The sequence below is a fragment of the Curtobacterium sp. VKM Ac-1393 genome (genome assembly GCF_015350995.1).
In the GTDB taxonomy this organism is placed as follows: domain Bacteria; phylum Actinomycetota; class Actinomycetes; order Actinomycetales; family Microbacteriaceae; genus Curtobacterium.
Window position 1 is genome coordinate 65,297 of the sequence record NZ_JADKRW010000004.1, and the last position, 24,470, is coordinate 89,766.

Sequence of the window (24,470 nt, forward strand, 5' to 3'; positions counted from 1 at the left end):
CCTCGGCGCACCGAACGTCCGTCTGTGGAACCTCGGCACGACGCACGCGGCATGTCGTGGAACCCCACGGACGCACAGGAGGCCCGGTGCCGGTCTCGCGGACCGGCCCCGGGCCTCCAGGGTGGTGGCGTCTACTCGGCGCGACGGCGCCGGGCGACCTCCCACAGGGTGACACTCGCGGCGATGCCGGCGTTGAGGGACTCGGTCGCGCTCGAGATCGGGATCGACACGATCGCGTCGCACGTCTCGGTGACCAGGCGCGACAGGCCCTTGCCCTCGGAACCCACGACGATCACGATCGGCCGGTCGGCGAGCGCGAGGCCGTCGAGCTCCACGTCGCCGTCGCCGTCCAGCCCGAGGACGAACAGGCCCATCGACTTGAGGGACTTCAGCGTCTGGGTGAGGTTCGGGGCCATCGCGACGGGCGTGCGGGCCGCGGCACCGGCCGAGGTCTTCCATGCCGAGGCCGTCACGCCGACCGAGCGACGCTGCGGCACGATGACGCCGTGCCCACCGAAGGCCGCAGTCGAGCGGATGATCGCACCGAGGTTGCGCGGGTCGGTGATGCCGTCGAGTGCGACGAGCAGCGGGACCTGGTCGCGCGAGAAGGCCTGCTCGACGATGTCCTCGGACACGGCGTACTCGTACGCCGGCACCTTGAGCGCGACGCCCTGGTGCACGCTGTCGTGGCCGGTGATGCGGTCGAGCTCGGGACGCATGAGCTCGATGATCGGCACGCTGCGGTGGTTCGCGAGCGTCAGGATCTCCTTGACGCGGTCGTCGACCTCGATGCGCGACGCGATGTAGAGCGTCGTCGACGGGGTCTTCGTGCGCAGCGCCTCGAGCACGGAGTTGCGTCCGGTCACCAGCTCGGAGTCGTCGGTCTTCCGAGCAGGCGGACGACCGGTGCGGCCCTGCGAGCTGCTCGAGGAACCGTGCCGGCCCTTGGCCGCCTCGAAGCGGTCCTTCGCGGCCTTGCGCTTGCCGGCGGGGTGGTACGGCCGGTCCTCGGCCTTCGGGGTCGGCTTGCGACCCTCGAGCGCCTGGGCACCCTGACCACCGGAGCCGACCTGCTTGTTGCCCTTGCGACCGGCGCGGACGGCGCCGGGCCGACCCTTCTTGCTTCCCGAGACGTTCTTCATGCGTAGCTCCTGTTCGGCACTGCCGTGTTCAGGCGATGCTCCAGCGTGTTCCGGACGGCGTGTCCTCGATCGTGATGCCCGCGGCTGCGAGGTCGTCGCGCACGCGGTCGGCCGCAGCGAAGTCCCGTGCTGCCCTTGCGTCCGCGCGCTCCTGCACGAGGCGTTCGACGAGAGCGGCGAGCGGGCCTGCCGAGGTGTCCTGGCCGCCCCCCGACCAGTGGGCGGCTCGCGGGTCGATGCCGAGGACCTCTACCATCGCGGCCACCTGATGGTACGCGACGCCGAGCGTTTCCGCATTGTCGGCGTCCAGCGCTGCGTTGCCGGCCCGGACGGTCTCGTGCAGGACGGCCAGCGCCTGGGGCACGGCGAGGTCGTCGTCCATGGCCGCAGCGAAGGCATCCGGTACGGCCGGGGCGTCGGCGAGGTGCACGCCCTCGAGCCGCTTCTCGCCCCGCGCCAGGAACCCGTCGATGCGGTCGTAGGCGGCCTCGGCCTCGGCCAACGAGCCGTCGTGGTGGTCGATCGAGGAACGGTAGTGCGCGGCGCCGAGGAAGTACCGCACGACGGCGGGCCGGGCCGCGGCGAGGAAGTCGGCGGCGAAGATCGAGTTGCCGAGCGACTTCGACATCTTCTGGCCCTCGACCGTGACGAGGCCGTTGTGCAGCCAGTACGACGCGAACGGGTCACCCGCGGCGGTCGACTGCGCGAGCTCGTTCTCGTGGTGCGGGAAGCGCAGGTCGAGGCCACCGCCGTGGATGTCGAACGCCGGGCCGAGGTAGCGCCGGGACATCGCGGAGCACTCGATGTGCCAGCCCGGACGGCCGGGTCCCCACGGGGAGTCCCACGACGCGGTCGACGGCTCACCGGGCTTCGCGCCCTTCCAGAGGGCGAAGTCGCGGGCGTCGCGCTTGCCGCGGGGGTCGGCGTCGGCGGCTTCGACCATGTCCTCGCGACGCTGTCGGGTGAGCGCCCCGTAGGACTCCCAGCTGCCGGTGTCGAAGTAGACGTCACCCGAGTCGTCGGCGGCGACGTAGGCGTGGCCACGCTCGAGGAGCTTCGTGATGATGTCGTGCATCTGCGGCACGCTCGCGGTGGCACGCGGCTCGTACGTCGGGGGCAGGATGCCGAGGGCGTTGTACGCGGCGGTGAACTCGAGTTCGACGCGGTACGCGCGGGCGAACCACGCTTCGTCGGTGCCGGCGGCCAGGTCGAGCACCTTGTCGTCGATGTCGGTGACGTTCCGCACGAGGGTGACGCGCAGGCCGCGGTACGTCAGCCAGCGCCGCCAGATGTCGTAGACCAGTGCCGAGCGCAGGTGCCCGATGTGCGGCGACGACTGCACCGTCGGACCGCAGACGTAGACGCTGACCTGTCCGTCGACCAGGGGGACGAGGTCGACGACGGCTGCGGCGCGGGAGTCGTAGAGGCGAACGGTCACGATCCCCAGCCTAGGACGTCAGACCGGACGGATGACGGCCGTGGCGATCGCGGCGAGCCCCTCGCCCCGGCCGGTGAACCCGAGGCCGTCGGTCGTCGTGCCGGACACCGCGACCGGGGCACCGACGGCGGCGGACAGGGCGTCCTGCATCTCGGCGCGACGGGCCCCGATGCGCGGTCGGTTCCCGATCACCTGGACCGTGACCGACACGGGCACGAGCCCGGCGTCGGCGAGCAGCCCGACGGCGCCGCGGACGAAGACGTCCCCGGCGGCACCGGCGTAGGCGGGGTCGGACGTGCCGAACGTCCCGCCGATGTCACCGAGTCCGCCGGCGGACAGCAGCGCGTCGCACACGGCGTGGGCCACCGCGTCGCCGTCGCTGTGGCCGGAGAGCCCGGGTTCGCCGGGGAAGTCGAGCAGGCCGACGCGGCAGGGCGACTCGGCGTCGAAGGCGTGGACGTCGACCCCCAGGCCGAAGCGGACGGGCGCGGCGGGATCGGCAGCACCCCCGGCCCCGGAACCGGACCGCGACCGGACGATCGACTCTGCTCGTCCGAGGTCCCACGGCGTCGTGATCTTGAACGCATCGGCGTCGCCGGGCACGAAGCGCACCGTGCCACCGGCAGCCTGGAACACGCCGGCGTCGTCGGTCTCGGACTGCGCCGACAGCGCGTACGCCCGTCGGAGCGCGTCGAGCGGGAAGCCCTGCGGCGTCTGGACCCCGACGAGTGCGGCGCGGTCGACGGTCTCGACGACCACGTCGCCGGACACCCGCTTGATCGTGTCCGTCACCGGGAGCGCGGGCACGAAGCCGACAACACCACCGACGTCGACGTCGACGCCGGCGCCCGCGCCCGCGCCCGCGCCCGCGCCCGCGCCCGCGTCGAGCGAACCCGCGTCGAGCGCACCCGCGTCGAGCGCACCCGCGACAGCGTCGAACACCCGCGCGAACTGCGCAGCGGGCGTCAGGCACCGCGCCGCGTCGTGCACCAGCACCGAGGTGACGGAGTCCGGCAGCACGGCCAGGCCGGCCTGGACCGAACCATGGCGATCCGTGCCTCCCGGCACCACCGCCGTGTACGCGACCGCAGCGCCCGCGACCGAGGCGACCACCTGGCGGCAGTCCTCGAGCAAGGCCGAGGGCGCGACCACGACGACCAGCGTCGGGGACGCCAGCGTGAACAGCGGCGCGAGCGCCCGTGCGAGCATCAGCTGCCCCGCGACGGGGACGAACGCCTTCGCGGTGCCGATGCCGAGTCGGGTCCCGGAACCCGCTGCAACGACGACGACCGCCCGGTCCACCCCTTCGGGGAACCGCGCGGTCGTGGTCGTTGCGTGCAGTGCGCTCAGGACGCGAGGACTTCGTCGAGGACGGTCGATGCCTTGTCCTCGTCGGTCTTCTCGGCCAGGGCCAGCTCGGAGATCAGGATCTGGCGCGCCTTGGCCAACATCCGCTTCTCGCCGGCGGACAGGCCGCGGTCCTGGTCTCGTCGCCAGAGGTCGCGGACGACCTCGGACACCTTGATGACGTCCCCGGAAGCGAGCTTCTCGAGGTTCGCCTTGTACCGGCGCGACCAGTTGGTGGGCTCTTCGGTGAACGGAGCCCGGAGGACCTCGAACACCTTGTCGAGCCCTTCCTTGCCGATCACGTCGCGGACCCCGACCAGGTCGACGTTGTCCGCCGGTACCTCGATCGTCAGGTCGCCCTGCGTGACCCGCAGTTTCAGGTAGACCTTTTCCTCACCCTTGATGACGCGCGTCTTGACTTCAGAGATGGTTGCCGCCCCGTGGTGGGGGTAGACGACGGTCTCGCCGACCTCGAATTGCATGTATCAGGCTCCGTTCCCAGACTTCCAGTTTACCACAAGGGGTGTTCGGGTAAGGGGACCCTCAGCACTCGGGCTTCCCGGTGATCGCTAAGATGGAGCGGGACCGTCTGGTCCTCATCGTCTTACGGAGGAATATCTTGCGAGCTCGGGTACTCGTGTCCGTCGCCGTTGCGGCAACCATCGCGCTGGGCGCCACCGGGTGCGAGTTCATGTCGCCCGCGCACACCGTCGACATCAAGCAGATCACCGACGGCGTGAACGTGACGACCGGCAAGGTCGACGTCCGCAACGCGATCCTGATCTCGGACGACGGCGAGGGTGCACGCTTCATCGGCACGTTGGTGAACAACTCGGACACCGACGGCATCACCGTCTCCGTCGAGATCGGCGGCGACACCGAGACCGTGCTGCTGCCGGCGAACTCGACCGTCGACCTGGCGAACGACTCGCAGCACGCCACCCTCGACTTCGACAGCGCGGACGCGAAGCCCGGCTCGCTCGTCAAGGTGTACTTCTCGTACCCCGACGCCGAGGGCGTCTCGGCCAACGTCCCGGTGCTGACCACCTCGCAAGAGGAGTACGCCACCCTCGCGCCGACCTCGACCCCCGAGCCGACCGGCGGGGTCACGCTGCCCGTCGAGACCCCGTCGGCCACGCCGACGGACGGCGAGTAGCCGCTCCGCGCACGCGCGAGCGCACGCGCTTCAGACCGGGAGGCCCGGTGCGAGTCCCTGGGACTCGCACCGGGCCTCCTGTCCGTGCGTCTCAGGCCTCGATGCGGTACCCGAGTCCGCGCACCGTCACCAGGATCTCCGGGGTGGAGGGCACCCGCTCGATCTTCGAGCGAATGCGCTTGATGTGCACGTCGAGCGTCTTCGTGTCGCCGAAGTAGTCGGAGCCCCACACCCGGTCGATGAGCTGGCCGCGGGTCAGCACCCGGCCAGCGTTGCGGAGCAGCAGCTCGAGCAGCTCGAACTCCTTGAGCGGCATCGCCGTCTCCGACCCGTCCACCGACACGGTGTGCCGCTCGACGTCCATGCGGATGCCGCCGACCTGCAGGATCCCGCTGTCCGCCGGGTCGTCCTCGGTGCGGCGACGCAGGACCGCACGGATCCGAGCCAGCAGCTCCCGGGTCGAGTACGGCTTCGTCACGTAGTCGTCGGCGCCGAGCTCGAGCCCGACCACGATGTCGACCTCGGAGTCCTTCGCCGTCAACATGATGATCGGTGCGTTCGACCTGGTGCGGATCTGACGGCAGACCTCGGTGCCGGACAACCCCGGCAGCATGAGGTCGAGGAGCACCAGGTCCGGGTTCTCCGAGTCGAACTTCGACAGCGCGGTCACGCCGTCGGCGGCGACGGAGGTCTCGTACCCTTCGCGCTGCAGCAGGAACTCCAGGGGCTCGCTCAGGGCCGGCTCGTCGTCGACGATGAGGATCTTGGTCACGATGGCTGCTCTTCCAGTTGCTCTTCGAGTGCGGTGGTCAGTTCGGTGTCCGCCTCGGGCAGGCGGATGGTGAAGGTCGAGCCCTTGCCGGGCTGCGACCACACACGGACGTCGCCGCCGTGGTTGCCCACGACGTGCTTGACGATGGCGAGGCCCAGGCCGGTGCCACCGGTGGCCCGCGAGCGCGCCGGATCGACACGGTAGAACCGCTCGAACACGCGGTCCAGGTCGGCCTCGGGGATACCGACGCCCTGGTCGGTGATCGCGATCTCGACGAACCCCTTGGCGGAGCGGACACCCACGCCGACACGGGTGTTGTCCGGCGAGTACTTCACCGCGTTGGCGATGAGGTTCGACACGGCGACCTGCAGCAGGCCGGGGTCGCCCATCACCCGGAGCTTGGACTTCTTCGCCCGGATGATCTCGATCGAACGGGCCCGGGCGACCACCTCGTTGGCGTCGATCGCGGCCTGCACGATCTTGTCGATGCCGGTCTCCTCGCTGTTCTCCAACGTGTCGACCGACTGCAGCCGGGACAGCTCGATGATGTCCTTCGTCAGCGCGCCGAGTCGTTCGGACTCGGTGATGAGCTGCGCGGCGAACTTCTTGACGTGTTCCGGGTCGTCGGCCGCGATCACGAGCGTCTCGGACAGCAGGCCGATGGCGCCGATCGGGGTCTTCAGCTCGTGCGAGATGTTGGCGACGAAGTCACGGCGGACCTCGTCGATGCGCCGGCTCTCGGTCAGGTCGTCCGCGGTGATGAGCACGTACCGGTTGCCGAGCTGCGCGGCCCGGAAGCTGAGGTACCCGATGAGCTCGCCGTGCCGACCACGTGGGAGTTCGAGGTCCTCCGCCCCCATCTCACCGCTCTTGCGGACCCGGTCGACCAGGTCGAGGAGCTCCTGGTGGGCGAGCCGGCGGCGCACGACCAGTCCGACGGTCAGTGCCTGCGGGGAGGCGGCGACGACGGTGTTCGACGGGTCGATGACCACCGCCGGGTTGTGCATCGTCGCGATCACCGCGGCGACGCCGTCCGGCAGGGTCCGCTCCGCCACGTCGGCAGCACGTGCCGTGCGCTCGGCGGTGATGATCAGCACCACGACGCCCGCGCCGAAGACCCCGCCGAGGAGCATCGACAGTGGCACGAGCCACGCGTTGTCCATGTCGCCAGTGTAGGGATGGTCATGCGGGGTTCCGGTACCGTTCACCCGCCCCGGAAGGCCGGATCGCGAAGCGTTCAGCCCCACGTCACCGTTCGTTCACCTGGGCTGACGACACTCGTCCGGTACGCAGAGAGAGGTACTCCCCCATGCGCGAAGTCTTCCAGCAGGAACTCCAGGACGTCCAGGAGCGACTGACCGAGATCGCAGGACTCGTCGAGTCCGCCATCACCCGGGCCACCCAGGCCTTCAGCGACTCCGACGTCGCCCTCGCCGAGGAGGTGATCGCCGACGACCAGAAGATCGACGAGGCCGCCAACAGCCTCGACGAGATCGCCATCGACATCCTGGCCCGCCAGGCACCGGTCGCCCGCGACCTGCGCGTCGTCGTCACCGCCCTGCGCGTGAGCTCCTCGCTCGAGCGCATGGGTGACATGGCCGAGCACATCGCGCAGCTCGCCCGCCAGCGCTTCCCCGAGAAGGTGGTGCCGAAGGGCCTCCGCGGCACCTTCAAGGAGATGGGTCGACACGACGTCGCGATGTCGCAGAAGCTCACGCGGCTGCTCGCGACCGAGGACATCGCCCTGGCGGCCGAGATCCGCGACGAGGACGACGCCGTCGACGAACTGCACGCGAGCGTTTTCGACTTCGTGCTCGGCGAGGCCTGGAAGGGCGGGCCGATCGACACGGTCGACGCCACCCTGGCCTCGCGGTACCACGAGCGCTTCGCCGACCACGCGGTGTCGATCGCCAAGAAGGTCGAGTACCTGGCGACCGGCGACTGGACCGGCGCCTCGAACTCGACCGCCGCGGTCTGACCCGGTTCGGGCCGCTCGGTCCGTCCGGGCCGCTCGGTTCTGCGAGGATCGTGACATGGCCCAGGTCGCGATCATCGTCAACGGCATGCCCGGTTCCGGCAAGAGCACGATCGGCACGGCGCTGGCCGAGGTGCTCGGGTGTCCCTTCCTGTCGAAGGACCGGATCAAAGAACCCCTCGCCGACATCGTCGGGCCGATGATCGCGTCGCGTCCCCTCGGTGGCATCGCCATGGACACCATGTGGTCCATGACGCGGGCCGTCGAGAACGGGGTCGTCCTCGACGCCGTCTGGCTGCCGTCACGTGATCGCGCCCTCCTGGAGGCTGGGCTCGCGTCCGCGGGATCGCCTCGCGCCGTCGAGGTGTGGTGCGACACGGACCGCGCCACCGCCGAGGACCGGCTGCACGACCGCTACGACCCGGGCACCGTCCCGGTGCGGCACGAGGTGCACGGGGACCTGGCCGACGTGCTGGCCTTCTGGGACGAGCACGGCGACGCCGCGCAGCCGGTCGGTCTGCCGGGTGTCCCGGTGGTCCGCGTCGACACGACGAAGCCCTACGACGTCGGAGCCCTCGTGCAGGAGATCGCGTCGCACTTCGTCTGACCAGCTGGAACCACGAACGCCCCGTCCGGACTCGGACGGGGCGTTCGCGTTTGCCGTGCTACTTCTTGGCGCCCTGGGCGGCCACGGCGGCAGCGCCGGCGGCAGCGGCCTCGGGGTCGAGGTAGTACGCCGGCTTCGTCGGACGGAAGTCGTCGTCGAGCTCGTACACCAGCGGGATGCCCGTCGGGATGTTCAGCCCGGCGATGTCGTCGTCGGAGATGTCGTCGAGGTGCTTGACGAGCGCGCGGAGCGAGTTGCCGTGCGCCGTGACCAGCACGGTCTTGCCCTCGCCGAGGTCCTTCGTGATGTCGGACTCCCAGTACGGCAGCAGGCGGTCGATCACGAGCTTGAGCGACTCGGTGCGGGGCAGCTGGTCACCGAGGTCGGCGTAGCGGCGGTCGCCGGCCTGCGACCACTCGGCGCCGTCGGCGATGGGGGGCGGCGGGACGTCGAACGAGCGGCGCCACTCCATGAACTGCTGCTCGCCGTACTCGGCCAGCGTCTGGGCCTTGTCCTTGCCCTGCAGGGCGCCGTAGTGGCGCTCGTTGAGTCGCCAGTCACGCTTCACCGGCAGCCACGCCAGGTCGGCCTGCAGCAGCGCGATGTCCGCCGTCTGGATCGCGCGGGTCAGGAGCGAGGTGTACAGGACGTCCGGGACGATGCCCGACTCGGCGATGAGGTCGCCGGCGCGCTTCGCCTCCTTCTCGCCCAGCTCGCTGAGCCGGACGTCGACCCAACCGGTGAACAGGTTCTTCTGGTTCCAGTCACTGTTTCCGTGACGGAGCAGGACGAGCGTGGAGGTCATGGTCACGAGTCTACCGAGCGTCGGCAGGCCCGTACCCTTGACGTCATGCCCATCGGGAACGTGACGCGCGGGACGACCGGGTACAACCGGCTCCGCCGTGTCGACCGGTGGATCGCGTCGCTGCCGGCGCTCCGCAGGGCCGACGATCCGCTGGTCGCCGACGTCGGGTACGGGGCTTCTCCGACGACGACGCTCGAGCTGCGCGACCGCCTGGCCCGGGGGCGTCCGGACGTCGAGGTCACCGGCATCGAGATCGAGCCGGCACGCGTGGCGTTCGCGAACGCTGGTGCCCGCGACGGGGTGACGTTCCGGCTCGGCGGCTTCGAGACCCCGACGCCCGGGCAGCGCCGGCCCGCCGTGATCCGGGCGTTCAACGTGCTGCGGCAGTACGACGAGTCCGCGGTGGTCGGGTCGTGGCGGATCATGCAGGACCGGTTGCAGCCCGGCGGCGCACTCGTCGAGGGGACGTGCAACGAGGTCGGACGGGTGGCCTCGTGGGTGACGCTCGACGCGTTCGCGCCGGTGACCTTCACGGTGTCACTGCGGCTCGCCGGACTCGACGTGCCCTCGATCGTCGCGGAACGGCTGCCCAAGGCGCTCATCCACCGGAACGTGCCCGGCGAGCGGGTGCACGCGTTCCTGCGCGACCTCGACCTGTCGTGGGCGGTCGCGGCGCCGCTCGGCACGTACGGACCCCGGCAGCGGTGGATCGCCACGGTGCGGGGCATGCGCGACCGCGGGTGGCCGGTGCTGCACGGGCCGACCAGGTGGCGACTCGGGGAGCTCAGCGTGCCGTGGTCCGCGGTCGCACCGGCCTGACGGCGGACCTAGGAGCGCTTGACGGCTCCGAGGCGGGGCAGCCGCGGGACGTTCGCCGTGGCGCCGGCCTCCGGCGGGACGATGGTCTCCTGCGCCGCCGTCACCACGACGTCGTCGGCGGTGAGCGTCAGCGTCGCGGTGGGGTCGAGGGACCGCTTGACCACGGCGAGCCCGATCGGTCCGAGTTCGTGGTGGACCGCCGAGGCCGACAGGCGCCCGACTTCCTTGTCACCGAGCATGACCGGCGTTCCCGGAGCGGGCAGCACCGCGTCGGACCCGTCGAGGTGCAGCTGCACGACACGACGCGGTGGGTGGCCCAGGTTGTGCACCTTCGCGACGGTCTCCTGCCCGCGGTAGCAGCCCTTCGACAGGTGCACGGCGGAGCGGAGCCAGTCGAGCTCGTGCGGGATGGTGCGCTCGTCGGCGTCGGACAGCGTCGGCCGCCAGGCGGCGATGCGCAGCGCCTCGAACGCCAGCAGCCCCGCGACGGACCGGTCGGACGCTGCCAGACCGGCCGCGGCCTCGGGCGTGAGCACCGCGATCCGGAGGGTCCAGTCGGAGCCGGGGTGGGCCTCCAGGCTGGCGTAGCTCCACCCACCGGGCGTGACGGACGCCCACGGGTCGACCCACTCGACGACCGCGTCGGTGACGGCACCGGTTTCGGTGAAGGAGCCGACGGTGACGAAGTCGGCGCTGCGGTCCGTGACCTCGACCCGGAGCATGAAGCGCATCGAGTCGAGCCAGGCGGCGAGCGGCGCCGCATCGGCACGCTCGGCCAGGAGCCAGACCGTCGCGCCGTCGTCGACCACGCGGGCCGCGTGCTCGACGCGACCGGACTGGTCGAGCACGAGGGTCTCGGTGCTGACCCCCGTCGGCAGGCCGCTCAGCTGCTGCGAGGTGATCGAGTTGAGCCACGACAGGCGGTCCGGGCCGGAGACGGTGACGACGCCCAGGCCGAGATCGACGACGGCCGAGCCACGTTCGAGCAGTCGCTGCTCGCCGATGGGGTTCCCGAAGTGCGCAGCAGGGCCGCTCGCGGAGGCGACGAAGCCGTCGCGCGCGCCGAAGACGGCCATCAGTCGACCTTCGCGAGCTGCCCCGAGGCGTGCGAGGTGAGTTCGCGGCCGAGCGCCGCGATGTCCCAGGCCCAGAAGAGCTTGCCCTCGACCAAGCCGTACAGGCGGGTCGCGGCGGAGTAGTCCTTGGCGTTCGGCGAGCGCATCACGGCGTCGGTGGCCAGGTCGATGCGGCCCTTCAGCACGCGACCGACGTAGAGCTCGTTGACGCCCGTCGGGTGCACGATCGCCGCTTCGACGTCGAAGCCGTCGGTGGCGTTGCGCAGCGCCTCGACGCTCTCGACGGTGCTGAACGGGGTCGGCCCCTCGCCCAGGAGCATCGCGGGGCCGCGGTCACCGGGTTCGGTCGGCCGGTCGATCCGCCAGTAGCCCATCTCGGCGGCGAGCGGGGTGTGGTCGTCGTCGAGCAGCCAGGTGGTGGACGAGTAGTTGAGGTAGGGCAGGCCGTCGTGGCTGAAGCTCACGCGCTGGCCGAACTCGTGCGTCCGGACCTCGTCGTCGGCACCGACGGGGTACTCCACGACGCCGGTTCCCTCCCAGACGCCGACGAGCCACGACAGCGGCACGAGTTCGGGCGCGAGGCCTTCGGGGAGCTCGATCAACGCTGACCCTTGAACAGCTTCACGACGACGACGACCGAGACGAACGCGATCGCGAGCGACGCCAGGCCGAGGAGGCCCACGTAGAACAGCTCGAGCGCTAGCAGCGAATCCATGCTGCGGAGTCTACGCGGCTCGGCTCAACGCGCCAGGAGCACCACCGCGGTGACGAGCACGACGACGAAGGCGCCGGACGACGCGATGCTGATCCGTTCGACCAGCCCGTCCTTGGTTGCGGTGATCAGCTGGAGCACGAAGCTCACCATCACGCAGGCGACGAACACGAGCAGCAGCCAGGCGAACGCGTCGCGCTCGGCGAGCGCCAGCACGAGCACCGCTCCGACGACGCTGAGGATCCAGACCGGCAGGACGGACGTCAGCTTGAGACGCCGCTGGTCGGTGGGCTGCACTGGCTGGGTCACGCGTTCCATCATGACAGGGGTCGCGCCCGGCGCTTGCGGCTTCACGCGCAAACCGTCCGGCCGGATGAGGACTTCCCGAGCATCACTAGGATGTGTCCACGACGTCATCCACCTGCGGAGGTCCTGTGGCACAGCTCCTGGTACTCACCTCGACCGCGCCCGGCGACGTCCTGCCGAGCCTGGGTCTCCTGAGCCACCGGATCCGTCACGTGCCGGCCGAGGCCGCACAGCTCGTCAACGCGCCGCAGAGCGACCTGATGTTCGTGGACGCCCGCACCGACCTGGTCAGCGCGAAGGCCCTGTGCAAGATCCTCGCCTCGTCCGGGTCGACGACGCCCATCGTGCTCGTCGTCACCGAGGGCGGCCTGACCGCCGTCAACAGCGAGTGGAACGTCGACGACGTGGTGCTCGAGAGCGCCGGGCCGGCCGAGATCGACGCTCGCATCCGGCTGTCCGCCGGCCGTGCGGCCAAGGGGCAGTCCAGCTCGAAGATCCAGGCCTCGGGTGTCGTCATCGACGAGGCCAGCTACTCGGCGAAGGTCCGTGGCCGGCCGCTCGACCTGACCTTCAAGGAGTTCGAGCTCCTCCGCTTCTTCGCCACGCACCCCTCCCGGGTCTTCACGCGCGAGCAGCTGCTCAGCGAGGTCTGGGGCTACGACTACTTCGGTGGCACCCGGACCGTCGACGTGCACGTCCGTCGTCTCCGCGCGAAGCTCGGCGACCTCGAGTCGCTCATCGGCACCGTCCGCAACGTCGGCTACCGCTTCAACGTCTACGACGACGAGGCCGAGCGCCTGATGGGTCAGTAGTGCCGGACCTCGCACGGTTCGTCGTGCCCGGTGAAGCACCGCCGTTCTCCGACCAGACCCTGGTCGACGTCCGCGCGGGGCGCGCGACCGTCCTCGAGGCCGACGACGGGGTCGCCGTGGTCCGCGACCGTGAGCTGGAACTCGTGGTCGACCGGGAGGCCCGTGGCCGCGGCACCGGGACCGCCCTCGTCACGCGGGCCCTCGCGCTGGGCGGCGGGGCCGCGCCCTTGCTCGCCTGGGCGCACGGGGACCACCCCGCAGCGCGGGCCCTGGCCGACCGGTTCGGCTGGCGCGCGACCCGCACCCTGCTGCAGCTCCGGGCGCCGATCGACCGGGCCGGGCCTTCTCCGGACGCGGCTCCTGCCGACGTGCCGGTCGGGTTCCGCCTGTCCGCGTTCCGGCCCGGCACCGAGGACGAGGCCGACTGGCTCGCCCTGAACGCCGCCGCGTTCGCGCACCACCCCGAGCAGGGGCGGATGACACTCGACGACCTGCACGCCCGCGAAGCGGACGCCTGGTTCTCCGGCGACGACCTCCTGCTGCTCCGCGACGCCTCCGGGCAGCTCGCGGGCTCGTGCTGGCTCAAGGTCGAGGACGGCATCGGCGAGTTCTACGCCGTCGCAGTCCGACCCGACCTGCAGGGACAGCGCCTCGGCGGGGTGCTCATGCGTGCCGGGACCGCTCGGTTGACCGGGCGTGGGCTGACCGCCGCCGCCCTGTACGTCGAGGGGGACAACGAGCCCGCACTGGCGTTGTACCGGCGGTCCGGATTCGTGCAGTACGCGATCGACGTGCAGTACGCGGCTCCGGGGCACGCCGAGCCGCCGTCCGGCCGGTAACATTGCGTGGTCGGCGAGGGGTCGGCCAGCGGGGCAATCGGGAAGTCGGGGGACACAGTGGCGCAGTACGGTCAGGGTGAGCCGCTCGGCGCGTCCTACCGGTTGGTCGAGTTGCTCGGCACCGGTGCGACCGGTGAGGTCTGGCGGACCGAGCACGTTGCGACGGGTGAGCAGTTCGCCGCGAAGCTGCTCCGTGCCGAGCTCGCCGCCGATCCGCAGATCGTCGAACGCTTCGTCCGCGAACGCTCGGTGCTCCTCGCGCTGCAGCACCCCTCGATCGTGCGGGTACGGGACCTCGTCGTCGAGGGCGACCGGCTCGCGATCGTCATGGACCTGGTGCCCGGCGGGTCCGCGCGCGATCTGCTCGCCTCGAACGGTCCACTGACCCCGCGGGACGCCCTCACGATCACCGCCGAGACCCTCGACGCCCTCGCCGCGGCACACGAGCGCGACGTGACCCACCGCGACGTCAAGCCCGACAACGTGCTGCTCCAGACCCCCTGGGTCCCCGGTGCGACGGGCGACGTCCGGGTCACCGACTTCGGCATCGCGTCGGTGGTCGCCGAGCGGGAGCGCACCACCACGGGGCTCCTCGGTACGCCGCAGTACATGGCCCCCGAGTCGATCAGCCACGGTCGCGCGGGTCCTGCTGCGGACGTCTACGGCGCCGGCGTGATGCTCTACGAGCTGCTGTCCGGTCGGACGCCCTTCGCCGGCCCCGGCACGGACTTCGCCGTCGCGTACCGGCACGTCACCTCGAACCCGCCCCGGCTCGAGGTGCCGGACGCCCTGTGGACCGCACTGTCCGCGCTGCTCGCGAAGGACCCGGCCGTTCGCCCCTCGGCAGTGGACGCGTCCGCGACCCTTCGTCGTCTGGCGCGCGCACTCGCCTCGACCCCTGCGCTCGCCGCGACGAGCGACCCGGATGCGTTCGACGAGGTCGAGCGGCCCGCCACCGTGGTCCGCGGGCTCCGGCCGGACGGCGACGCCCCCGGCTCCCCCGCGGACGGCGACGACGACGCGGCGGACTCCGCCGGGCCGGTGCCGGAACTCGGGCCCGCGGGATCCCAGACCGTCATCCGCCCGATGGTCCGACAGCCGCTGCCCACCGCCCCCGCTGCCGAGCCGACACCGCCGCGTCGGTTCGGACGCCCCGAGTGGCTGACGAACCGAGCCCTGCTGTTCGGCGGCATCGGCGTCGTGCTCGTGGCCGTGCTCGTCGTCGCCGGGGTCGTCTGGCTGCCCGGTGCCCTGCGGAAGACACCGGGGCCCGGCACCGCGACCGCGCAGGCTGCCACCGCGTACCAGCAGGACCGCCCGCTGCCCACCGGCCTCGCCACCACCCGCCGCGCGACCATCGACCCGGCGAAGGGAACCGTCGACCTGCGCGTCACGTACGCGGCGCAGGCATCGGCCCTGACCGGTCCGTTCCTCGAGGTCGTCCCCGGTGCCCGCTCGGGTGCCTCGTGCCCCGCAGTCACCTGGACCGGTGAGGGCATCTCGGCGAAGCGCAACCAGCCCTCGCTGACGGGTGTCGACACCGCGTGCGCCTGGGCCCTGTCCGGCGTCGAAGTCCCCGCCGGCGGTGACGTCACGGTCGAGGCCTCGGTGCCGCTCGCATCCGTCACGGACGGCGCGGCGCTGCAGACGTGGCTCGACGGCGTCGGCGAGGCCACCACCGCTTCCGTGACCAACGACGCCGTCCGCGGGACCGCCTACCCGGTGCAGCGGTTGCAGGGCATCGAGGTCCGGACGCCCGACCGCACGGTCAGCCAGACGGCGCTGCCGGTGACGCTCGTGCCGGTGTGGCCGAGCGGCGCGGACGAGCTCAACCCGCTCTACCGCAGTCCCGCCACGGGGCGCCCGTCACAGATGCTCGTCGACGTGGCCGGCGGAGAGTCCGGCGTGCGGTTCGCCGACGGTTGCTCGGGAGCGCTGGCGGTGTCGTCCGACGGGCTGGTCGTCACGGCGCTGTCGGTCGCGCCGTCGTGCACGGTGCGGGCGACGGTGGGGAACTTCACGAACCTCGAGAGCTCGCCGTTCGGGATCACGACGCGCGACTGAGCGCGCTGTTCCGGACACCGAGCGGCCGCGCTCGTGCGCCCGTGTGCCCTGGTCGCGACCACCGTGCGGACTGGAGGCGCGTGGCCGTGCCCGCCACGGGCCTCCCGTCCGTCTGTTCGTGCGTTCCAGTCAGCTGCCGGCAGACGCGGTCTGCACGAGACGGACGGTCCCGCCTGAAGCGGCGTAGCCGCGACCGACGGTCAGCGCGACCGGTGCGCGACGCGGCAGCGTGACGCCGAGGAGCTCGCCGTCGTAGTCGACGTCCGGCTGCAGCAGGACACCGCAACGGGACTTCCGGACCGATCGGGTCCAGTGGCTGTACAGCGACCGGAGGTCAGCTGACCGGCCAGCCGCCACGACGCACAGTCCGGGGCGCTCGGTCGTGAGCAGCGTCGCGATGGCCTGGTCGCCGTCGTCGAACCGCTCCGCGTCGTCGATGAGCAGCAGGACCGGGCCGCGCTCGAGGCGGAGTCCGGCGAGGAGCGCCGGCACCTCGTCCGCACCGACCGCGATCCGGTCGAACGCTCCCGAGGCGAGCGGGGAACGGCGGTCACAGATCGCCCAGACCGCCGGACGGACACCCTCGGCTGTCCGTGCGAGCTCGGCGACGGCGAGGAGCACGCTCGACTTGCCGGACCGCGCCGGGCCGGCGACGAGCACGTGTTCGCCGTCGTAGACCTCGACGGACGCCGGCTGCAGGTCGTCCTCGGCGATGCCGATCGGGATCCGCCAGGGCTCACCCGCGAACACGGCTCCGGTGCCGAGCTCGTCCACGAGCACGGCATCGGGCAGCCGACCGACGGCGCTCGCCTTCCTGCTGCTGCCCGAACGGCTCTCCGCGATCCGGGTGACGGCCTCGGCGAGCGGGACGTCCGGTGTCGCGACGTGCGACTGCAGCCGCTTGGTGGAGTCGATGAAGCGGCCGGGCACCGGCGGCGGGACGTCCTTCGGGCGGACCCCGATGGACGCGTAGTCGTAGGGGTCCGCGAGACGGAACATCCACTTCTGCGTGGTGACCTCGTCCATCGCCGACGGCACGGCCTTCGCGCGGGTCGTGGAGACCGCGAAGGAGATGCCGAGCGCTGGACCCTCGGCGTACACCCGGTAGAGCGCGTCGAGCAGCTGCTGCCCCTCGAAGTCCTGGTACTCGTCGCGCAGGGCGGCGAGGCCGTCGATGAGCACCACGGCACGGCGCCCACCGGGTGCCGCACGACGCCGCTCGAGCTCGACACGGAGGTGCCGCAGGAAGCGGGTCTGCAGCTCACCCGCACCCGCACCGGAGCCGACGTAGGCCGTCGTGTGCGGCAGCTGCGTGAGCGGAGCGAGGTCCCCCGGACCCATGTCGAGCACCAGGAGGTCGAGTTCGTCGGGGCTCGATGCTGCGGCGAGCTGCAGCGCGATCGTGGCGAGGGCGGTGCTCGTCCCGCTGCCGGGGATGCCCATGAGCATGAGGTTGCCCTCGTCGAGGTCCCAGCCGCTGGTGACCTGGCGTTGGTGGTCCGGGTCGTCGGCGAGCGCGACGGGCACCGTCCTGGGTCGCCCGTCGGTCAGTGCGGCGAGCTCGACGCGGTCGCCGAGCGCCTCGGGCCAGATCGGACGCGGCGGGGCGTACCCGGCGGCTTCGTTCGCCTGCCCGATCGCCTCGATCAGCTGGTCGAGGTCGGTGACGTCCGACGCGGTCGGGGCCGGTGCCGGCATCGGCGCGGGGACACCGAACACGTCGGTCGGCCGGACCGAGACCGGCTGCTCGGCACGCTCGTCACGGGCTCGGCCGGTGACCAGGGCGGTCTGCACCGGGGTGATGTCGTCCTGCCCGAGCTTCACGTAAGCGCGGCCGGTCTGCTGTCGCCCGATGCCGGCTGCCGCGGGGACGCCGATGACGTTCGTCGAGTCCTCGCGGCTCTGCACCCGCAGGGCGACCCGCATGTTCGTGTTCGCGAGGATGTCCTCGCTCACCACACCGGCCGGCCGCTGGGTCGCCAGGATCATGTGGACGCCGAGCGTGCGACCGACGGCCGCGATGCTGACGAGCGACGTCAGGACGTCCGGGAAGTCCTTCGCGAGCATCGCGAACTCGTCGACGACCAGCAGCAGACGCGGCATCGGCTCGACCGGCTTCGTCGCCAGGTAGGCATCGAGGTTGTCGATGTCGGCTCCGGCTGCGGCGAACACCCGCTGGCGTCGTTCGAGTTCGGCTTCGAGCGCCCGGATCGCACGGTCGGCGAGTTGTTCGTCGAGGTTGCTGATCGTGCCGATGGTGTGCGGGAGGCGCTCACACGCCGCGAAGGCCGCCCCGCCCTTGAAGTCGACGAGCAGGAAGTTCAGACGCGTCGGGTCGTTCCGCGCGGCGAGCCCGGCCACGAGGGACCGGAGGAACTCGCTCTTGCCGGAACCGGTGGTGCCGCCGACCAGGCCGTGGGGGCCGTCGCGGACCAGGTCGATCTCGAGGACACCGCTCTCCGACGAGCCGATCGGGGTCGAGAAGCCGGTGTGGGTGTCCCACGCCGCGCGGATCCCGTCGCTCGACAGCAGCTCGGGCAGGCGGACGAGCGAGGGCAAGGACGCCCCCGGCACCAGCAGTTCAGGATCGTCGAAGTGGGCGACGCTCCGTGCACTGCGCTCGGCGGTCTCGACGCTGAGGCCGGCGAGCACGACGTCCTCGACACGGGTGCGGTCTTCTGGCCGGTACACGGTGGCTGCGGCGTCCGCACCCACGGTGATGATCGACGTGCACGCGGCGGGCAGCTGCTGCTCGTTCGTCGCGATGACGATGCCGCTCACCTTCCGCGGTCGCTCGCCGGGGCGGTGGGACTGCCCTGGCACGGTGCGGCCCTGGCCGAGCAGGTTGCGGGCGGGGGCGTCCCGCCCCTCGGTGAGCACCTCGGAGTCGACCACGACGAGCAGGTTCGGCGTCGGCAGCTCGTCGAGCGACTCCCGCAGGCCACGCAGCATCGCCGCGCTCTGGTCGCGTTGTGCCGACATCCAGCGGGCGCCAGTGCTGCTCCCCGCCACACGCGCGTGCGGCAGCCAGGAGGCCCACCCCCAGTCGTCCGCGCGGCCTGCGTCGCAGAAGACGCCCAGCGTCAGGTCCGCGGGACCGCAGTGCACGGTGGCTTGCGTGAGCAGGCTGCGCGCCAGGGCGAGGGCACCCTGACGATCACCGACGATCCCGACCACGCCGGCGTCCGACAGGTCGGCCACCACCGGAGCGGCCGTCAGGCGGCTGTCAGCGATGGCGGCCTTCGCCGCGTCCTCGATCTTCGCGGACGCAGCGCGCTGGTCGACCTCGGGCCGCCATGGAGCGTCCCCGGTGCCGGCGTGCAGGCTCAGGAAGTCCTCGTCGTCCGAGCGACGCTGCCACAGCAGGGTGGTCGGCAGTTCGGCTCGCCGCACCACGGTCGCCGGATCCGGCACGAGCTCCTGGCGGCGGGCAGCTTCGACGGCCGCGGTTTCGGAGATCTCACCGCGGAAGGACTCCACGGCCTCGGCGAAGCGGGTGTCCTCCTCTTTCAGGTTCTTGGCGCGGCGGTGCTTCTGCTCGAACCACATGCCGATCGCGGTGACCGGGGAGAGCAGGGCGAAGAGCGCGAACCGTGCGTCGCCGAGCAGGAGCACCATCGCCCCGGCGAGCACCAGCGGCGCGGCGACGGTGATCCAGCTGAACTTCGACGCCGGTGGCACGTCCTTGCGCCCCGGTGGCACGACCGTCTCGGCGTCGGAGGTCCGTCCGGCGCGCGGCGGACGGTTGAACGGCGCCGTCGCCGCCGGGGTCAGGTTCGCCAGCGAGCCGGCCGCGGGAACTGGCACCTCGTCGAGCGCCGGCCGGACGAGCAGCACGGCCCCACCCACGATGACGCTCGTCGTCCCGGTGAGCAGGACGCCCTCGGGATCGATGCGTTCCCCGGCGATGACGGTGCCGTTCGTCGATCCTGCGTCGCGCACCCGGACGCCGTCGTCTTCGCGCTCGACGGTGCAGTGCTCCCACGACGCGCTCTCGGTGGGGAGCACGACGTCGGCCTGCGGCGCCCTTCCGACCACGAGCTTCCGCCCGAGCGGGACCGGCACCACGAGGCCGGCTTCGAGCCCGCCCGCGAGCGTGACGGTCCAGCCGTCGGTGCCGAGCGGACGTCCCGCGGGCGTCCGGCCGATGCGGGAGCCCTCGAGCAGCACCAGGTCACGGAGCGGGGTGTCGACGCTGGTGCGGTGCCCGTCGACGGCCAGGGTGGTGCCGGGTTCGAGCGTGACGCCGATGGCCGCGACGACGAGCTCCCCGAGCGAGGATGCGCCGGACCACCCGTCGACCTCGACCGCATCACGTCGGTCGTCGAGCTCGATCAGCAGGCGCATGCTCGCGTTCCTCTTCCGGGTCGGTGCGTGGGTGGGTCAGTCCGTGCTGGAGTCGTCGAACCAGACGAGCGACGCGGTCTGGGCAGCGTCGGTTCCGCTGCCGGTGCCGTCGCCGTCGCCGGACACGGTGCTGGCCGGACGGAGACCGAGCTGCTGCGCAGACGCCGCGAGCACCGTCGCGTGTGCGCCGAGTGCCTGCTGCCGCGTGAAGTCGAGCGCGGGACCGGCGATGCCCGCATCGGCGTCGACATCGAGCGCGGCGAGGGCTTCCGTGACGTCCGCCGGGTCGACGCTCCGCGCCGCACCGACCGCGCGGACCAGGGCGATGACGGCGTCGTGGCTGCGCGAGTCCGCCGCGCCCGCGACCGCCGAGAACGGCTGGTCGCCCGTGAGGTTCTCGGCGTCCTGATCACCGGCGAGCACCCGGACACCGCCGAGGAAGGCGGACATCGCGCGGCCCCCGGCGTCGGAGGCGAGTGCTCGGGCGTCGTCGGTGGCGACGCCCACGGTCCGGAAGGCACCGCTCAGGCTGCCGCCGGCCTCGACGAGTGCGGCGCCGAACGCCGGGCTCGTCGCATCCGGCGTGAGGACGACCGGCACCGTGACGTTCTCAGCCTGGAGCGCGGCGACGAAGGCACCCTGGCGTTCCGCGGAGCCGCTGACGACGACGGCGTCGGAGTCCGGCGTCACGGTCTTCGCGTCGGTGTCGGCATCGGCGTCTTGCTCGTTGTTCGTCGCGCCGGTGCGCTCGGCGACGGTCGTCGCGAGCGCTGCGGTGTCCGCGGTGTCGTCACCGTCCAGGACGTGTGCCACCCGCAGGCCCGCCGGAGCGCCGCCGCCCAGGTCGACCAGCAGTGGATCGTCGGCGTCGCCGAGTGCCGTGGTCATCGCCTTGCTGATCGAGCCAGCCGCCGGTGCAGTCGACCAGGAGTCCTTCTCCGCCGGAGCGTAGGGCAGGACGACCGGGATGCCCTTCGCCGCAGCTGCAGTGAGGGCACCCGACACGTGGCTGCCCGACGAGGCGACGACGATGCCCGCGACACCGCTCTTCGCGAGGGCGTCGACCGCGGCCTTGCCCCCGGCAGCGGTCCCGCCGTCGTTCTTCGTGACGAGCGCGACGTCCGTGCCACCGAGTGCGAGCCGACGCTCCGCAACCAACGCGCCCTGCGCCGCTTCGTTCCACTCGGATCCCTCGCTGTCACCGAGGGTGACGATGATGCCGATCTTCGTCTTCGCCGGGACGTGCGCCACCGTGATCTTCACCGGCACGGTCGCCGACACCGCTTCGGCCGGGGTACTGCTGCCGAACGCCCGGAACGTCAGGACGGCGGCGACCACCGCGGCCACGAGCAGCACCGCGATGCCGACGAGGACGAGCGGACGACGGCTGCGTGGACGCGTGCCGTCGGGGCCCTCGGTCTCGGTGGCCTCGGTCGTCTGGTCGCTCATCGGTCCGCCCCGATCCGGAAGGTGTACAGCGTGGTCGAGGTCGCGCTGGCCGGGACCTTCAGCTGGAACGCCGGCAGCGTCGTCGCCGCATCGAGCGACGCGCGGAACTGCTCCTGCTGGAGCAGGATGCCGGCGACGTCCTCGGCGCGGACGTTCGCGTAGCCCGCGGCGTTCTGCGACGCCAGGGCCAGCTGGTAGTCGGCGGAGTCGGACTTGGCCGCGCTCGTGGCCATCGCGCCGAGGATGCCGGAGCCGTTGACCTTGCGGTCGCCCAGGTCGAGCATCACCCGGTTGAGGTCGCCGGTCAGCAGCGTCGAAGCGCCCTGCACGTCACGCGTCGAGGCGCTCGTGCTGGCCGCGATGCGCTCGAGGCTGGACGCCGTCTGCCGGTCGACGGCCGAGGAGAGCGCCGAACCCTCTTGCTCGAGCGTGCCCTTCTGCTCGTCGATCGTGCCCTTCGAGTCCTTCGTGACCTCGCCCGAGGTCGACCGGAGGCCGGCGATCGACTTGTCGAAGGCGTCGCGGACGGCCTGGTTGCTCTCGGACGCCGTGGTCGAGACCTTCCGCACCTGCGCGTCGATGGCCTTCTTGAAGGTCTCCGACGACTGGTCAGAGGCATCCTTGAAGGTCTTCTCGACCTCGGCAGCCAGGTCGATCTGCGTCTGGCGGACCGTCCCGAGCTGCGTCGCGATGACCGCCTGCGACCCGTCAGCCTTCGTGAGAGCCGCGCGAAGGCTCTCGATCGTGGAACCCACGTCGTCGCTCCCACCACGGACAGCCTGTCGGACAGCGCGGATGCTGTCGTCGAGCGCGGTCAGATCGGTCCGCAGGCCGGCGATGGCGCTGCCGATGGAGCCCTCGGTCGTCGCGTCGGCGCTGGTCGAGTCGACGACCTCTTGCCAGCGCGCCGTCTGGTCGTCCAGTCGTTCGTCCATCGGGTCGGTGAACCCGAGGCCGGGCTGGAGCACGGTTCCCTCAGGCGCACCGGCGCAGGGCTCGGCCGTCAGGTAGCCGCGGAGGCGATCGGCGTCGGCCTGGTCGAGCTGTCCGAGCGTCGCGAGGGTGCAGAGCTGGTCCGCGACCGCTGAGTTCTGGCGTTGCATCGACAGCGGGAACCCTGCGCCGTCGACCAGGTCACGTGCAGCCTCGGCCCGGTCGTGCGTGGTCTGCACGGCCGTCGCCAGGGCGTCGAGTCGCTTGCCGATCTGGTCTGCGCTCGCCGACAGCGCGCGCAATGCGTCACCGGTGCCGCCGTCCCCACCGTTCTCGTACTCGTCCAGGGCATCGGAGATGCTGGTCAGCTGCGTGTCGAGGTCGGCGGCGCTCGCGATCGCGGCGTCGACCGTCTCCGGCTGCAAGCGCGCGGCGAGCGCCTGCCCGGTGCTCACCAGTCCGATCAGCGAACCGTTGATCGCGGTGGACGACTCGTAGAGCGTGCAGGTCAGCGTGTCTCGTGCTTCCGTCGCAGCGCAGGTCGTCGCGTCCGGGGCCTTCGGGCCGACGGCAGCGGCGAGCTGCGCGCTCACCTGCTGCTTGCACGCCTCGCTCGCGTCGGCGTAGCCCTGGAGCTGCGACGAGACGCGGAGCAAGTTGCCGTAGACGCTGCCGCCCGCGGTCGAGGTCTTCGGCGTCGCCGCACATCCGTTGCCGTCGAGCACCGTGGCCGGTGCCGTGGCCGAGGTGTCGCCGAGCAGGCTGTCGAGGCTGGTCGTGGTCTGCTGGAGCTGCTGCAACACCGTCGACTGTGTCGCCTTGACGGTCGTGCCGAGGTCCCCGTTCAAGGAACCGAGCTCGCCGGACAGCGACCGCATGGTGCCCGCGAGGGACGAGCTGCTCTCCTTGAGCCGCTCGGCCGTGCTGACGCCGAGGGTCTTCGACGTGGTCTCGAGGTTCGACCGGACCTCGGTGATCGTGCCGCCCGCTCGTGCGAGCACCTCGTTGACCTGCGAGATGAGGTCGATGGTGCGGCGCTGGAGCGCGAGTTCGGAGTCGCTGTCGGACCCGAACGCGGCGTTCACCACGCCGGTCGAGGACAGGTCCGTGGACAGCCCGGGCTGCGCGGCAACGTCGAACGTCGGCGCCGTGAAGTCCTTGACGTCGGCGACGAGGTGCAGCGTGCTGCTCGCGCCGGACGTCGGCGGTGCCAGCAGGCGGCCCCACTGGACGACCGCGTCGCCGTCCTCGTTGGTGCTGACAACACCGTCGGTGGACGAACCGGAGTCGGCGGCATCCGTGACGATGCGGTCGGCCGCGGTGCCGGCGAGCACGGTCGAGGCCGCGACGCTGAAGGGCGCACCCACGAGCGCCGGCGTCGACCGAGAGGTGCCGGCGACGTCGTAGGTCAGGTTCTTCGACGTGACCGTGAGGTTCTCGATCGTCAGGTCGATCGCGATCCGGCCCGAGTACCCGTCGAGGTCCGCGAGGTCGGTACCGGTCTTCTTCGACGTCGAGTACTGCGTCGTGATGCGGAGCGGGAGGTCGCCAGCCGCCTTCGCCGGATCGTGGTCGGTCGTCGCGGACGATGAGTCCTTGCCCGCGACGGAGATCGCGGTGTCGGAGATCGACGTGATCGAGCCGTCTGCGGCCAGACGGGTGTCGACCGTCTGCAGGATCCGAGACGGGTCAGCCACCGGCTTGTCGTCGGACGTGCACCCGGCGAGCACCAGCGCGGCGACGCCGGTGACGGCGACCGCCCCCACGAGCCGTCGAGTGGCACTTCGTGCTCCGGTGTTCCCGGCACGCTGGTTGATCACGGTCTTCCCCCCAAGAGAATCGTCGAGCACATCGATGCTAGTTGCTCGATG

20 protein-coding genes are annotated in these 24,470 nt (G+C 71.5%); 7 read left to right on the plus strand and 13 right to left on the minus strand.

The features are described 5' to 3' along the window. Nucleotides 1–131 precede the first annotated feature (131 nt). The 4 genes from rlmB to ITJ59_RS09840 are packed head-to-tail and all read right to left on the minus strand — an operon-like array spanning nt 132 to nt 4,409. A complete protein-coding gene (gene rlmB / locus ITJ59_RS09825) occupies nt 132–1,142 on the minus strand; it encodes a 23S rRNA (guanosine(2251)-2'-O)-methyltransferase RlmB (RefSeq protein WP_194650949.1) in 1,011 nt (336 codons plus the stop codon). Nucleotides 1,143–1,170: 28 nt separating this feature from the next. Then, nucleotides 1,171–2,580, minus strand: coding sequence for a cysteine--tRNA ligase (gene cysS, locus ITJ59_RS09830; protein WP_194650950.1), 1,410 nt, complete (start codon nt 2,578–2,580; stop codon nt 1,171–1,173). Nucleotides 2,581–2,598: 18 nt separating this feature from the next. Then, nucleotides 2,599–3,882: a 2-C-methyl-D-erythritol 2,4-cyclodiphosphate synthase gene (ispF, locus tag ITJ59_RS09835; RefSeq protein ID WP_194650951.1), complete on the minus strand. Its 1,284-nt coding sequence runs from the start codon at nt 3,880–3,882 to the stop codon at nt 2,599–2,601. Nucleotides 3,883–3,926: 44 nt separating this feature from the next. Then, nucleotides 3,927–4,409, minus strand: a complete 483-nt coding sequence (locus tag ITJ59_RS09840) for a CarD family transcriptional regulator (protein ID WP_017888066.1) — start codon at nt 4,407–4,409, stop codon at nt 3,927–3,929. Between the two features lie 137 nt (nt 4,410–4,546). Between ITJ59_RS09840 and ITJ59_RS09845 the strand changes: the two genes are divergently transcribed. Beyond that, entirely contained in the window at nt 4,547–5,083 is a 537-nt protein-coding gene (locus ITJ59_RS09845; protein WP_194650952.1) for a hypothetical protein, read from the plus strand. A 91-nt stretch (nt 5,084–5,174) separates the two neighbouring features. On the opposite strand, the gene ITJ59_RS09850 is transcribed toward ITJ59_RS09845, so the two are convergent. Together ITJ59_RS09850 and ITJ59_RS09855 are read right to left on the minus strand one after the other, a co-directional pair. Next, a complete protein-coding gene (locus tag ITJ59_RS09850; RefSeq protein ID WP_111085241.1) occupies nt 5,175–5,855 on the minus strand; it encodes a response regulator transcription factor in 681 nt (226 codons plus the stop codon). Then, nucleotides 5,852–7,018 (minus strand): sensor histidine kinase, encoded by a 1,167-nt coding sequence (locus ITJ59_RS09855; RefSeq protein WP_194650953.1) that lies wholly within the window; start codon nt 7,016–7,018, stop codon nt 5,852–5,854. Before ITJ59_RS09855 ends, ITJ59_RS09850 begins: the two co-directional genes overlap by 4 nt. Nucleotides 7,019–7,164: 146 nt before the next feature. Between ITJ59_RS09855 and phoU the strand changes: the two genes are divergently transcribed. Both phoU and ITJ59_RS09865 read left to right on the plus strand, forming a co-directional pair. Then, nucleotides 7,165–7,833, plus strand: a complete 669-nt coding sequence (gene phoU / locus ITJ59_RS09860) for a phosphate signaling complex protein PhoU (RefSeq protein WP_194650954.1) — start codon at nt 7,165–7,167, stop codon at nt 7,831–7,833. 55 nt (nt 7,834–7,888) lie between these two features. Further along, nucleotides 7,889–8,437 (plus strand): AAA family ATPase, encoded by a 549-nt coding sequence (locus tag ITJ59_RS09865; RefSeq protein ID WP_194650955.1) that lies wholly within the window; start codon nt 7,889–7,891, stop codon nt 8,435–8,437. 58 nt (nt 8,438–8,495) lie between these two features. Here ITJ59_RS09865 and ITJ59_RS09870 read toward each other — a convergent pair whose 3' ends face one another. After that, a complete protein-coding gene (locus ITJ59_RS09870) occupies nt 8,496–9,242 on the minus strand; it encodes a phosphoglyceromutase (protein WP_194650956.1) in 747 nt (248 codons plus the stop codon). A gap of 45 nt (nt 9,243–9,287) precedes the next feature. Here ITJ59_RS09870 and ITJ59_RS09875 point away from each other — a divergent pair, with 45 nt between their 5' ends. Further along, nucleotides 9,288–10,061, plus strand: a complete 774-nt coding sequence (locus tag ITJ59_RS09875) for a class I SAM-dependent methyltransferase (protein WP_194650957.1) — start codon at nt 9,288–9,290, stop codon at nt 10,059–10,061. A gap of 8 nt (nt 10,062–10,069) precedes the next feature. Here the strand turns inward: ITJ59_RS09875 and ITJ59_RS09880 are convergent, their stop codons facing one another. The 3 genes from ITJ59_RS09880 to ITJ59_RS09890 form a co-directional block, all read right to left on the minus strand. Continuing rightward, nucleotides 10,070–11,137: a YgfZ/GcvT domain-containing protein gene (locus tag ITJ59_RS09880; protein WP_194650958.1), complete on the minus strand. Its 1,068-nt coding sequence runs from the start codon at nt 11,135–11,137 to the stop codon at nt 10,070–10,072. Further along, entirely contained in the window at nt 11,137–11,739 is a 603-nt protein-coding gene (locus tag ITJ59_RS09885; protein WP_194650959.1) for an FABP family protein, read from the minus strand. Before ITJ59_RS09885 ends, ITJ59_RS09880 begins: the two co-directional genes overlap by 1 nt. A 137-nt stretch (nt 11,740–11,876) precedes the next feature. After that, entirely contained in the window at nt 11,877–12,158 is a 282-nt protein-coding gene (locus ITJ59_RS09890; RefSeq protein WP_194650960.1) for a hypothetical protein, read from the minus strand. A gap of 125 nt (nt 12,159–12,283) precedes the next feature. On the opposite strand from ITJ59_RS09890, the gene ITJ59_RS09895 reads away from it, so the two are divergent. The 3 genes from ITJ59_RS09895 to ITJ59_RS09905 are packed head-to-tail and all read left to right on the plus strand — an operon-like array spanning nt 12,284 to nt 15,870. Further along, the gene (locus ITJ59_RS09895) at nt 12,284–12,967 is read left to right on the plus strand and encodes a winged helix-turn-helix domain-containing protein (protein ID WP_123293289.1); all 684 of its coding nucleotides are present in this window, start codon (nt 12,284–12,286) and stop codon (nt 12,965–12,967) included. Continuing rightward, on the plus strand, nt 12,967–13,806 hold the full coding sequence (gene mshD, locus ITJ59_RS09900; RefSeq protein WP_194650961.1) for a mycothiol synthase: 840 nt from the start codon (nt 12,967–12,969) through the stop codon (nt 13,804–13,806). The genes ITJ59_RS09895 and mshD overlap by 1 nt, the downstream gene beginning before the upstream one ends. Nucleotides 13,807–13,863: 57 nt before the next feature. Further along, nucleotides 13,864–15,870 (plus strand): serine/threonine-protein kinase, encoded by a 2,007-nt coding sequence (locus ITJ59_RS09905; RefSeq protein ID WP_194650962.1) that lies wholly within the window; start codon nt 13,864–13,866, stop codon nt 15,868–15,870. 129 nt (nt 15,871–15,999) lie between these two features. Here the strand turns inward: ITJ59_RS09905 and ITJ59_RS09910 are convergent, their stop codons facing one another. The 3 genes from ITJ59_RS09910 to ITJ59_RS09920 are packed head-to-tail and all read right to left on the minus strand — an operon-like array spanning nt 16,000 to nt 24,419. Next, complete coding sequence (locus ITJ59_RS09910) at nt 16,000–20,217, minus strand: FtsK/SpoIIIE domain-containing protein (RefSeq protein WP_194650963.1); 4,218 nt, start codon at nt 20,215–20,217, stop codon at nt 16,000–16,002. Between the two features lie 36 nt (nt 20,218–20,253). Continuing rightward, nucleotides 20,254–21,666, minus strand: coding sequence for a hypothetical protein (locus ITJ59_RS09915; protein ID WP_194650964.1), 1,413 nt, complete (start codon nt 21,664–21,666; stop codon nt 20,254–20,256). Further along, nucleotides 21,663–24,419, minus strand: coding sequence for a hypothetical protein (locus tag ITJ59_RS09920; protein ID WP_194650965.1), 2,757 nt, complete (start codon nt 24,417–24,419; stop codon nt 21,663–21,665). Before ITJ59_RS09920 ends, ITJ59_RS09915 begins: the two co-directional genes overlap by 4 nt. Nucleotides 24,420–24,470 lie beyond the last annotated feature (51 nt).

Coding starts and splice junctions, on each gene's coding strand:
- rlmB (WP_194650949.1), bottom strand. CDS start 1,142: ATGAAGAACGTCTCGGGAAGCAAGAAGGGTCGGCCCGGCGCCGTCCGC.
- ITJ59_RS09840 (WP_017888066.1), bottom strand. CDS start 4,409: ATGCAATTCGAGGTCGGCGAGACCGTCGTCTACCCCCACCACGGGGCG.
- ITJ59_RS09855 (WP_194650953.1), bottom strand. CDS start 7,018: ATGGACAACGCGTGGCTCGTGCCACTGTCGATGCTCCTCGGCGGGGTC.
- phoU (WP_194650954.1), top strand. CDS start 7,165: ATGCGCGAAGTCTTCCAGCAGGAACTCCAGGACGTCCAGGAGCGACTG.
- ITJ59_RS09865 (WP_194650955.1), top strand. CDS start 7,889: ATGGCCCAGGTCGCGATCATCGTCAACGGCATGCCCGGTTCCGGCAAG.
- ITJ59_RS09870 (WP_194650956.1), bottom strand. CDS start 9,242: ATGACCTCCACGCTCGTCCTGCTCCGTCACGGAAACAGTGACTGGAAC.
- ITJ59_RS09875 (WP_194650957.1), top strand. CDS start 9,288: ATGCCCATCGGGAACGTGACGCGCGGGACGACCGGGTACAACCGGCTC.
- ITJ59_RS09880 (WP_194650958.1), bottom strand. CDS start 11,137: ATGGCCGTCTTCGGCGCGCGCGACGGCTTCGTCGCCTCCGCGAGCGGC.
- ITJ59_RS09910 (WP_194650963.1), bottom strand. CDS start 20,217: ATGCGCCTGCTGATCGAGCTCGACGACCGACGTGATGCGGTCGAGGTC.
- ITJ59_RS09915 (WP_194650964.1), bottom strand. CDS start 21,666: ATGAGCGACCAGACGACCGAGGCCACCGAGACCGAGGGCCCCGACGGC.